The organism is Hydrogenivirga sp., assembly GCF_056450045.1.
Genome location: NZ_JBWONM010000053.1, coordinates 1 through 10,390, shown reverse-complemented (window position 1 = coordinate 10,390; position 10,390 = coordinate 1). Strand labels below are relative to the sequence as shown.

The window sequence follows — 10,390 nt, the reverse complement described above, 5'->3', positions numbered from 1 at the left end:
TGACCTCTATCATGAAGGTATCAAGGATGGTAGGGTCCTGAGTCTCCTGATATTGCCTGTAGTTGAAGTCTATCTTGTTGTATGAGATTGAGTTCTTTGAGTAGTAGGTTAGGATGCTCTCATGATAGTCAATGTAGAGGATTGAGAAGGGCGGCGGCAGGTTGTTGGCTATCCCGTAGTTTATTATGTCAACTATCTCGTAATCAATTATCTTTGGCTGGAGACCGAAGCTCTTGAGCGTTTCTCTGAGCTTATCAACAGAGCTCTTTCTGGCTATTGTTATGACCACCCTTATGTACTTATCGTCGGGCTCCTTTTCAAGGAAGTAGTAATCGTAAATAGTTTCTTCTTTTATCTGCTGGGTTTCAGCCTTTATGTTCCAGTCTATAGCCTCCATGAGGTCCTTTTTTGACATGGCAACGGGGAACCTCTGGAACTTGAGGATACCCTCGTCAGCGGTAAGACAGCTGACCACCTCCCTACCCTTGAGCCGGTGCTTTTCTATGACGTTGGATATCGCCTTCCTCTTTTCCTCCTCCGTCTCGTGCTCAAAGACGAACTCAACGGGCTCAAAGACAGGGCGCTTCTCGGAGTCAAGCTCAAGAACCCTGAAGACCTTGTTGGTTATGTAAACCGAAAGTCCCGTCCTTGTCCTTTTGAACACCCTCCCCAAGTCTGGCATTTTAAGTGCCAGTTTCATTTCGCTACCCCCATCTTCTTTTCCATTTCGGCAACTGCGAGCAGTGTTTTAAGAACGGAATCTGGATTTAGGGATATGCTGTCAATGCCTTTCTCCACCAAGAACTGGGCAAAGTCGGGGAAGTCCGAAGGAGCCTGTCCGCAGATGCCGACCTTCTTTCCTTTCTCCTTTGCTGTGACTATCAGCTGGGCTATGAGCCTCTTGACAGCCTCGTTCCTCTCGTCGTAAAGGTGGGCGACGAGCTCCGAATCTCTGTCTATACCGAGGGTCAGCTGGGTAAGGTCGTTTGAGCCTATTGAAAAGCCATCAAATATGTCCGCATATATGTCCGCCAAGACCACGTTGCTCGGAAGCTCTGCCATAACGTAAACTTCCAGACCATTGTCACCCTTTTTGAGTCCGAACTCCTCCATCACGCTGAGAACCTTTTCCCCCTCCTCGGGTGTTCTGCAGAAGGGGATCATGACCTTTGTGTTTGTCAGACCCATCTTGTTCCTGACCCTGAGGATAGCCTGACACTCCATACCGAAGGCTTCCTTGAATATGGGGGAATAGTACCTTGAGGCACCCCTCCAGCCTATCATAGGGTTTTCCTCTTCAGGCTCAAAGAGCTGTCCACCTATGAGGTTGGCGTATTCGTTGGACTTGAAGTCCGAAAACCTCACTATGACCGGATTGGGATAGAAGGCTGCCGATATCTTCGCAACCCCGTAGGATAACTTCTTTATGTAGTAGGTCTTCTTATCGTCGTAGCCGAAGGTGTATCTGTCTATGTCCTCCAAGAGCCTCTTAAGGTTTACGCTCTTCTTCTCCTTTCCCTTGGCGAGCTTTTCCTTCAGGGCTCCGTTGGCGTGGGCATAGATGGCTCTGAAGGTTACAAAACCCCTGTCATCAACGAGACCGAGGGAGGAGAGCTTTTCATACAGCTCCTTTATCTCGTCGTAGTGTATAAGTGCAAGGGGGTGGATCTTTATGTAGTTGGCGATTATGAACTCCTCCCTCGCCAGCCCGACACCGTCATTGGGAAGGGACGCATGCTTGAAGGCTGACTCAGGGTTCCCAACGTTCATCATTATCTTCGTCTTCGGTCTTGGGAGCTCGGATATGTTTATCTCCTCAACCTCGTACTTGAGGTAGCCCTCGTAAACGTAGCCGGTCTCTCCCTCCGCACAGGATACAGTGACCTCCATACCGTTGGAGAGGACCTCCGTGGCGTTCCCAGTGCCGACTACAGCGGGGATACCAAGCTCCCTCGCAACTATTGCAGCGTGGGCTGTCCTTCCTCCCCTGTTCGTAACTATCGCTGCCGCCTTCTTCATTATCGGCTCCCAGTCAGGGTCGGTTATATCGGTTACGAGAACATCTCCCTCCTCAAAGCCCTCGGCGTCCTTGAGGTCAAAGAGGACCTTAACCTTACCCGTTGCTATCTTGTCCCCAACAGCTATCCCCTTAACGAGCCTCTTCTTCTCTCTAACCTCCTCAGGCTCAAGTATCTTGTATACCTTTATGATGTTCTCCTTCTTGCGGGAATGGACGGTCTCGGGTCTTGCCTGAACTATAAAGAGCTCGTTCAGCTTGCCGTCCTTCGCCCACTCTATATCCATGGGCGTCCACTTTCCCTTTTTCTCAGAGTAGTGCTTCTCAATGAGCACACCCCACTCGGCGAGCTTGAGTATCTCCTCATCCTCCAGGGCAAACCTCTTCTGGTCAGCAAGGGGAACGTTGACTATCTTCGTCCTCTCCTCTCCACTTCCGTAAACCATCTTTCTGTCCTTCTTTCCGAGCTTCTTCTCAATTATCGCCGAGTATCCCTTCTGGAAGGTGGGCTTGAAGACCATGTATTCATCGGGGGTAACCATCCCCTGGACTATCAACTCTCCCAGACCGTATATCGCGTTTATAACTACAACGTCCTTGAAGCCCGTCTCGGTATCTAAGGTGAACATAACGCCCGAAGCCCCAAGGTCGGATCTGACCATCTTCTGAACACCCACAGCTATGCCGACGTTGAAGTGGTCAAAACCGAAGGATTCCCTGTAGGAGATAGCCCTGTCGGTAAAGAGGGAAGCGAAGCAGTTCTTTATGGCTGTTAGGACGTTCTCCGCTCCCACAACGTTGAGGTAGGTCTCCTGCTGGCCTGCAAAGGAGGCATCGGGCAGGTCCTCAGCGGTAGCGGAAGAGCGCACAGCCACATCAACCGCATGGGTTCCGTACTTCTCCGACAGCTTGTTGTAGTAATCCTTTATCAGCTCCTCAAGCTCTTCGGGAAACTCCCCACCTTTTATAAGTTCCCTGACCCTGTAACCCCTGCGGGCGAGGTCAGCAACGTCATCCACGTTCAGGTCCTTTAAGATCTCCCTTATCTTGTCCCTCAGGTTGTTGTAGTCCAGGAATCTGTAGTAGGCGGTTGAGGTGACCACAAAGCCATAGGGTATGTTTATCCCCATGGGGCTCAGGTTTCTTATCATCTCTCCGAGGGAGGCGTTCTTACCACCGGCTATCGGTATGTCCTCAATGGTGAGCTCGTCCAGCCAGAGGACAAGGGCATCCTTCTTCATTCTTATACCTCCTGAATAACTACCTCACTGAAGTCTGCATACCTGTTGAAGAGTCTCTTAACCCTCATCAGAAGAGAGAGTCTGTTGTTCTTTATGTCTTCCCTCCTGTCCATTATAAGAACCTTATCAAAGAGGTTGTCTATCTTCTCTCTGAGATTCGCCAGGTCTTTAAGGGTTGGACCCTTCATCTCCAGCTCCCTCACAGCCCTCCACAGCTCTATCTCTTCTCTCTCTTTAAGGAGCTCCTCCTTCACCTGTGTGCTCTCCCACTCCTTAGGTAATATTTTAGCAACTCTTCTATAACCTTCGTATATATCAATAAAATCCTTGCTGTTTCTGACCTCGCTCAGCTCCTTTACCTTTCTTATGACCTCTAAGGGTCTGAAGGGGCTCACAACCTTGAGAACAGCCCTGACTATGTCGTAGCCGTAGCCCTCAAGAAAGCTCTCAAGCCTCTGGGAGAGAAACTTTTCAAGCTCTTCAGTGTTCTTAGCATCGTAGAGCTCAAGGATTTCCCTGAGATCAAGGTCCCAGCTCCTGTCGGCAAGTATTCTGAAGATTCCAAAGGCTGCCCTCCTAAGACCGAAGGGGTCAGAGCTTCCCTTGGGAACCTCTCCCGCAGAGAAGAAGCTCACGAGGTCGTCTATCTTGTCCGCAAGGGACAGGAGAGCACCGGTGAAGGTCTGGGGGAGCTCGTCCTCAGGGGAAGAGGGTTTGTACTGCTCGGAGAGAGCCCTCGCTACCTCCTCCTCCTCACCCTGCTTCAGGGCATACACGTATCCCATGTAGCCTTGGAGTTCATCAAGCTCCTTGACCATCTCCGTGAGAAGGTCCGCCTTGGAGAGATAGGCTGCCCTCTCCGCCTTGGAAAGCCTCTCCTCATCACAGGAAAGCTTCCCACACAGAAATCTGACCAGCCTTTTGAGCCTCTCCACCTTGTCCAGCATCGTGCCTATCTTGGGATGGATGAGGATACCGCCAAGTCCAGGCACGAGATCCTCAAGCCTTTTCTTCAGGTCCTCCCTGTAGAAGAAGAGGGCATCCTCAAGCCTCGCTCTCAGGACCTTCTCATAACCCCTCCTTATAAGGTCGGTCTTTGGCTCGTTGTTGCTTATGCCTATAAAGTGGCTGATGAGCCTCTCTCCCTTCTTCAGGCAGAAAAATCTCTGGTGATGGGCTGCAACCGTGACTATGACCCTATCGGGTAGCTCAAGGAACCTCTCTTCAAAGCTACCAACGACGGGAAAGGGAAACTCCACGAGGTTTGTAACCTCCTCCACAAGACCCTCCGGGTAGAGGGGCTGGGCGCCGAGCCTTTCAGATTCCTCCTTCAGAGAAGCAAGGATCAGCTTCCTCCTCTCCTCCTGAGAGGGGATAACGCGGTGTTCCCTTAGCTTCTGGAAGTACTCCTCTGCCTTTCCGAGCTCTATCCAGCCATCGGAGAGGAATCGGTGCCCCTTTGTCCTCCTACCCGCCCGGAGCTCTCCAAAGCTGAGCTCAAGAACCTCATCCCCGTAAAGCGCCAAGAGCCACCTGATGGGTCTTGAGAAGGTTATCCTCCTGTCGGAAGTCCACCTCATCCTCTTGGGTAAGGGAACGGAGAGAAGCACCTCCTCAAAGGACTCCTTAAGAAGCTCAAGCCGGCTCTTTCCCTCCTGGACTACCTTTAGAGCTACGTACTCCCCCTTTCCCTTCTTTTCCTTGAAGACATCCTCAGGTTTTGCACCGTATCTTTTCAGGAATCCGATCAGAGCCTTGGAGGGCTTTCCCTCCTCGTCAAAGGCTACTTTCCAGGGAGGTCCGAAGATGACCTCCTCCTTCCTGTCCTTTCTGTCCGCAAAGGCTTCAACGTAGAGGGTGAGCCTCCTTGGGGTTCCGTAGGTCTTTACCTGAGCTCCGAGGATTTCGGAGACCTTCTGGGCTAAGTAGCTGAGGGTTGGCTCTATGACCGAAGGGGGTAGTTCCTCCGTTCCTATCTCAATGAGGAGATCTTTCATGGCTACCAATATATTACTGCAGAAGCTCAAGATAGAGCTGAGCTATTTCCCGGGCGGTTTGGCTCATCCTCCTTATGTACCTCGCCCTCTCCTGAACGGATATAGCCCCCCTGGCGTCAAGGAGGTTGAAGGTATGGGAGCACTTCAGGAGATAATCATAGGCTGGAAGGACAAGCCCTTCCTTAACGAGTCTCTTTGACTCCTTCTCGTACATGTTGAAGAGCTCAAAGAGCATCTTTGGATCAGCCTTCTCAAAGTTGTAGGTGCTCCACTCCCACTCCGCCCTGCGGAATATATCCCCGTAGGTTGCGCCCTCCTTCCACTCTATATCAAAGACACTGTCCACCTCCTGTATGTACATAGCTATCCTTTCAAGACCGTAGGTTATCTCAACGGATATCTCGTCAAGGTCAAGCCCCCCAGCCTGCTGGAAGTAGGTGAACTGGGTTATCTCCATGCCATCAAGCCAGACCTCCCATCCAAGACCCCAGGCTCCGAGGGTGGGAGACTCCCAGTCGTCCTCAACGAACCTCACATCGTGGTCCCTGACGTTTATGCCCAAGTGCTCAAGGCTCTCAAGGTATATCTCCTGCGGGTCCTCCGGGGCTGGTTTGAGTATCACCTGAAACTGGTAGTAGTGCTGAAGGCGGTTTGGGTTCTCTCCGTACCTGCCGTCCTGAGGTCTGCGTGAGGGTTCAACGTAGGCAACGTTCCAGGGTTTTTTGCCCAGAACCTTAAGGAAGGTTGCGGGGTTCATCGTACCCGCACCCACCTCCACATCGTAGGGTTGCCATATGAGACACCCTTTATGTGCCCAGAACCTGTGAAGCTCCATTATTATCTCTTGGAAGTACATGGAATTATTTTAACCTATGGCTTTCCTGTTCCACCCCTTGGGTAAAGAGGAGCCTGTCCGTAAAAATTTTAAAAATATGGACTTATATTTTCTGAGCAGTAAATTATAAGATATGAAAACATTGGCGAAGTTCTGGAAGCCTGTTGACGGCAAGGTTGAGTGCTATCTCTGTCCAGTGAAGTGTGAGCTAAAGGAGGGGCAGGTGGGTTCCTGCGGTGTGAGGGTGAACCACGGCGGTGAGCTCTACACCTACACCTACGGCTCCTTAGTTTCGGCTGCGATCGACCCAGTTGAGAAAAAGCCCCTCTTTCACTTCTATCCCGGACACCCGACCCTGACCATAGCTACACCCGGCTGTAACCTCCACTGTAAGGGTTGTCAGAACTGGGAGATCTCCCAAGTTCCAAAAGGGGAGGTTCTGAAAAACAGCTTCTTCCTTGAGACAAACGTTCCACCCGAGGTCATAGTTGAAAAGGCTATAGCTGAAGGTTGCGAGAGCATATCCTACTCCTATTCAGACCCCACCATATTCGCCGAGTACATGATAGATGTGGCTAAGCTTGCGAAGGAGAGAGGTCTTAAGAACATAATGGTGACAGCGGGATACATAAACAGGGAGCCCTTAGAGGAGATAGACAGATACATGGACGCCTACAGCATAGACCTTAAGTTCTTTTCCGATGAGTCTTACAGGAAGTACTCCAAGGGAAGGCTTCAGCCCGTCCTTGATACCATCAAGTATGTCTTTGAGAAGGGTAAGTGGGTTGAGCTCACCACCCTCCTTGTACCCAAGTACCTTGACGAGGAACAGGTGAGGGGAATAGCCCGCTGGATAGCTGGGGAGCTCGCTCCATGGGTTCCCTGGCACCTCTCAAGGTTCTTCCCTTACTACAAGGCTACCGACCTGCCACCTACGCCAGTTGAGGAGCTTGAGAAGGCGTACAGGATAGGTAAAGAGGAGGGGCTTGAGTACGTCTTCGTTGGCAATCTCTTCGGGAATGACCATGAAAGCACCTTCTGTCCGAACTGCGGTGAGGTTGTCATTAGTAGGAAAGGCTACCTGATAACGAAGCTGAATTTGAAGGACGGGAGGTGTAGCAGTTGTGACTATGAGATAAAGGGCAGGTTCTAACCTTCTATCTCAATCTTTTTGGATCTCTTCTTTTCCCTCTTCCCCTCTACCTTTTTCTCAAGGCTCTCAACCTTGTAATCAAGGAGTGTCTTGAATATCCTCAGCAGGGAAAGTTCAATATTGTAAACGTTTCTCACAACCTCTTCCCTAACCTCCTTGGGTGGCAGAAGGGTCTCAAAGACACCTAAGAGGCTCCTCTTCAGCTCCTGAACCTCTTCCTCAAGGCTCTCCACTTTGAGCTCTTCCTTCTTCTTCGCCATGTCTATAATTATAAGTTCAACAATACATAATGGGGATAAGGGGAAGGTTAAGGAGCTTCGTAGATAGCCTAATACCTCCAGAGGAGATATCTTCCAATCCTCTCATATACCAGACGGTCTTCCTTAGGATAGCCCTGCTGGCAGCCCTTTCCTTTATAGGTTCCTTTCTATCCTTCCTATATGCATTGATGGACATCGCCGAGGGTGATGTCGCCGTGGCTATAGCTGAGCTTTCGGTGGGGGTTCTTCTCTTTTTCACACCGATAGCGGCGAGGAAGTACAAAAACATAGAGTTCCTCGGAACACTCGCCATAGTGTCCTTTGCCTCTATATTCCTGGTGGCGGTCTTTGATGAGCTTCCAGAGGACAAGTCAAGTCTCATATGGCTTGGAGTTGTTCCCGCCCTCATCTTTATCCTGAAGGGTAGGAAAGGTCTATACTGGTCGGTCATTTACCTTCTCATACACTTTGGCTTCATCACTTGGGCTGGGAAGGTAAATATGGAAGCACTGACCGACTCTTACCTCAGCTACATACTCGTTACGGTAATCCTCTACTTCTACGCTTGGATGTCGGAAAGATACAGGGAGGTCTGGGAGAACATAGCAAGAACTGACAGCCTTACGGGAGTTCTAAACAGGGTAGCCTTTGAGGAAGCCCTTCTAAGAGAGATTGAGAGGGCAAAGAGATACGGGAACAGCCTTTCCCTGATACTCTTTGATATTGATAACTTCAAGAGGATAAACGATGAACATGGGCACCTCTTCGGGGACAGGGTTCTGAGGAGGGTAGCGAGCATAGCCTCCAGCAGCTTGAGGGAAACAGACTTCTTCGCCCGATGGGGCGGTGAGGAATTTATAGTTCTCCTGCCCAACACTGACATAGGTAAGGCTGTCTCCGTCGCAGAAAAGCTGAGGAGGATAGAGTCCAGCAGGTTCGGTGATAACCTCAGGGTCACGGCGAGCTTTGGGGTCACACAGCTCTCTCCAGAAGACGACAAGATAAGGCTCCTGCTGAAGGCAGACAAAGCCCTTTACAGGGCTAAGAGGGAAGGAAAGAACAGGGTAAACAGCTTTCCTGCCGATGTTCCTATAAAATAGTCTCCTATGCGTAAAGACGGAAGACGTGAGGATGAGCTCAGACCTGTCAGGATAGTCAGGGACTTCCTTACCCACCCGGAGGGTTCCTGCCTGATAGAGTTCGGCGAAACGAAGGTTATATGCACCGCATCGGTGACCGAGAGTGTGCCTCCCTTTCTCAAGGGAAAGGGTCAGGGATGGATAACCGCAGAGTACGCGATGTTGCCCAGAGCTACCCATACGAGGAACATAAGGGAGTCCGTTCAGGGGAAGATAAGCGGAAGAACCCACGAGATTCAGAGGATGATAGGAAGGGCTATGAGGACAGCGGTTGACCTGACCAAGCTTGGAGAGAGAACCATATGGGTGGACTGCGACGTCATACAGGCGGACGGGGGAACGAGGACAGCTTCAATAACGGGTGCCTTCGTTGCGGTTGCGGACGCCCTGATAAAGCTCTACGAAAACGGTGTGCTCACAACGGTCCCTGTAAAGGACTTCGTTGCTGCCGTTAGCGTAGGGATAGTCAACGGTAAGCCTCTCCTTGACCTGAACTTTGAGGAAGACTCCATGGCGCAGGTTGATATGAACGTTGTAGGCACGGGGAGCGGGAGGTTCTCCGAGGTTCAATCTATGGGAGAGGAGTACACCTTCAGCCGTGAAGAGCTTGACAACCTCTTGGATTTAGCCCTGAAAGGTATATCCGAGCTCGTTGAGCTCCAGAAGGCACTTTACGAGGTGAACAGGGCTATAGGCTACTGGAAGAGAAAGGGGGTAAAGGAGGCGAGGTTCTGATGAGGTTTCTCCTTCTCTTCTTTGTCCTGCTCATGTTAGCCTGTCAGGAGCTTCCCAAGGAGTACCAGGGAGAGGAGGGAAAGAAGAAGCTTGAGAGGTACAGAAAACAGTTCCTTGAGGGTGTAGTGCTCGTTGATGATAAGCTCAAGGACAGGCTCCCCAAGGACCAGTACTTTCTAATAATAGCGGTAAAGAACCTTAAAGAACCCATGCCGATCGCGGTTCTGAGGGTAAAGAACCCAAAGTTTCCCTACAGGTTTAAAATAACGGGAAGGCACAAGATTAGAGCCGATAAACTGATAGAGGGGGACCTTATATTGAGCGCCAGGATTAGCAAGAGACCTGTGGCTGAGGCTCAGAAAGGTGACCTGGTGGGGAGTGCAACCGCAAAGGCGGGGCAGAGGAATATAAAGATAGTGATAGACTCGGAGGTCCCGTGATGGAGTGTGAGAAGAAGGTGGAGAAGCTCCTGAGCATAGTGGAAGCTGTAGCCCGGGGAGAGTACGAGAAGGACAACTGGAGGAGGATTCTTGACAGCGTTGCCCAGCTCTTTGAAGCGGATGGAGCGGCTATAGGAGAGGTGAAGGGGGACTACCTATACTACACGAAGGTCTCAAGCTCAATAGCCGGTCTGGAATTTTATGACCCTGAAGAGTTCAAGGTTCCCATAAACAGGAGCGCCTTTGCAAATGCCCTTGAGAGGGGCTACCTGATAGTTAACGACTATCAGAACTACGATAAGGCTGTTGACTCCTGGAAGAAAATAGGTCTGAAAGCAAAGTTAGTTGCCGTCCTTGGAGACAAGGAGCCTCTCGGCAGTCTTTCCGTAGGAAGGATTACATCTGACAAGCCCTTCAGCGAGGAGGACGGGAGGATTCTCAAAAGCTTAGCCTTCATATTTTCTTTCATAGTTAAGGAGGAGCTTGAGAAGAAGAGGCTCCTTGAAAGGGCTACAAAGGACCACCTCACAGGTCTTTACAACAGGCTCTTCCTTGAGGAGGCGCTTGAGAGGG

General features: G+C 50.7%; 10 protein-coding genes. 5 read left to right on the top strand and 5 right to left on the bottom strand.

The genetic code is table 11. The features are described 5' to 3' along the window. From AC1HCM_RS02125 to AC1HCM_RS02110, 4 genes are all read right to left on the bottom strand, one after another. Positions 1-700: pilus assembly protein PilM (locus AC1HCM_RS02125; RefSeq protein WP_479460127.1), on the bottom strand; the 700-nt coding region annotated here is incomplete at its 3' end. Next, positions 697-3,258: a pyruvate, water dikinase gene (gene ppsA, locus AC1HCM_RS02120; RefSeq protein WP_479460126.1), complete on the bottom strand. Its 2,562-nt coding sequence runs from the start codon at positions 3,256-3,258 to the stop codon at positions 697-699. The genes ppsA and AC1HCM_RS02125, both read right to left, overlap by 4 nt. 2 nt (positions 3,259-3,260) lie before the next feature. Next, the gene (gene glyS / locus AC1HCM_RS02115; RefSeq protein WP_479460125.1) at positions 3,261-5,255 is read right to left on the bottom strand and encodes a glycine--tRNA ligase subunit beta; all 1,995 of its coding nucleotides are present in this window, start codon (positions 5,253-5,255) and stop codon (positions 3,261-3,263) included. A gap of 13 nt (positions 5,256-5,268) precedes the next feature. Continuing rightward, the gene (locus AC1HCM_RS02110; protein ID WP_479460124.1) at positions 5,269-6,111 is read right to left on the bottom strand and encodes a glycine--tRNA ligase subunit alpha; all 843 of its coding nucleotides are present in this window, start codon (positions 6,109-6,111) and stop codon (positions 5,269-5,271) included. 112 nt (positions 6,112-6,223) lie between these two features. On the opposite strand from AC1HCM_RS02110, the gene amrS reads away from it, so the two are divergent. After that, positions 6,224-7,243 carry an AmmeMemoRadiSam system radical SAM enzyme gene (amrS, locus tag AC1HCM_RS02105; protein ID WP_479460123.1) on the top strand — a complete coding sequence of 340 codons (1,020 nt, stop codon included), beginning with the start codon at positions 6,224-6,226 and terminating at the stop codon, positions 7,241-7,243. Here the strand turns inward: amrS and AC1HCM_RS02100 are convergent. Then, on the bottom strand, positions 7,240-7,503 hold the full coding sequence (locus tag AC1HCM_RS02100; protein WP_479460122.1) for a hypothetical protein: 264 nt from the start codon (positions 7,501-7,503) through the stop codon (positions 7,240-7,242). The two genes, amrS and AC1HCM_RS02100, sit on opposite strands and share 4 nt — an antisense overlap. Positions 7,504-7,532: 29 nt before the next feature. On the opposite strand from AC1HCM_RS02100, the gene AC1HCM_RS02095 reads away from it, so the two are divergent. The 4 genes from AC1HCM_RS02095 to AC1HCM_RS02080 all read left to right on the top strand — a co-directional run. After that, on the top strand, positions 7,533-8,603 hold the full coding sequence (locus tag AC1HCM_RS02095) for a GGDEF domain-containing protein (RefSeq protein ID WP_479460121.1): 1,071 nt from the start codon (positions 7,533-7,535) through the stop codon (positions 8,601-8,603). A 6-nt stretch (positions 8,604-8,609) separates the two neighbouring features. Further along, complete coding sequence (rph, locus tag AC1HCM_RS02090) at positions 8,610-9,377, top strand: ribonuclease PH (RefSeq protein ID WP_479460120.1); 768 nt, start codon at positions 8,610-8,612, stop codon at positions 9,375-9,377. Then, the gene (locus AC1HCM_RS02085) at positions 9,377-9,817 is read left to right on the top strand and encodes a c-type cytochrome biogenesis protein CcmI/CycH (RefSeq protein WP_479460119.1); all 441 of its coding nucleotides are present in this window, start codon (positions 9,377-9,379) and stop codon (positions 9,815-9,817) included. The genes rph and AC1HCM_RS02085 overlap by 1 nt, the downstream gene beginning before the upstream one ends. After that, on the top strand, positions 9,817-10,390 hold a 574-nt coding region (locus tag AC1HCM_RS02080), incomplete at its 3' end, for a GAF domain-containing protein (protein WP_479460118.1). The genes AC1HCM_RS02085 and AC1HCM_RS02080, both read left to right, overlap by 1 nt.

Coding starts and splice junctions, on each gene's coding strand:
- amrS (WP_479460123.1), top strand. CDS start 6,224: ATGAAAACATTGGCGAAGTTCTGGAAGCCTGTTGACGGCAAGGTTGAG.
- AC1HCM_RS02100 (WP_479460122.1), bottom strand. CDS start 7,503: ATGGCGAAGAAGAAGGAAGAGCTCAAAGTGGAGAGCCTTGAGGAAGAG.
- rph (WP_479460120.1), top strand. CDS start 8,610: ATGCGTAAAGACGGAAGACGTGAGGATGAGCTCAGACCTGTCAGGATA.
- glyS (WP_479460125.1), bottom strand. CDS start 5,255: ATGAAAGATCTCCTCATTGAGATAGGAACGGAGGAACTACCCCCTTCG.
- AC1HCM_RS02085 (WP_479460119.1), top strand. CDS start 9,377: ATGAGGTTTCTCCTTCTCTTCTTTGTCCTGCTCATGTTAGCCTGTCAG.
- ppsA (WP_479460126.1), bottom strand. CDS start 3,258: ATGAAGAAGGATGCCCTTGTCCTCTGGCTGGACGAGCTCACCATTGAG.
- AC1HCM_RS02110 (WP_479460124.1), bottom strand. CDS start 6,111: ATGTACTTCCAAGAGATAATAATGGAGCTTCACAGGTTCTGGGCACAT.
- AC1HCM_RS02095 (WP_479460121.1), top strand. CDS start 7,533: ATGGGGATAAGGGGAAGGTTAAGGAGCTTCGTAGATAGCCTAATACCT.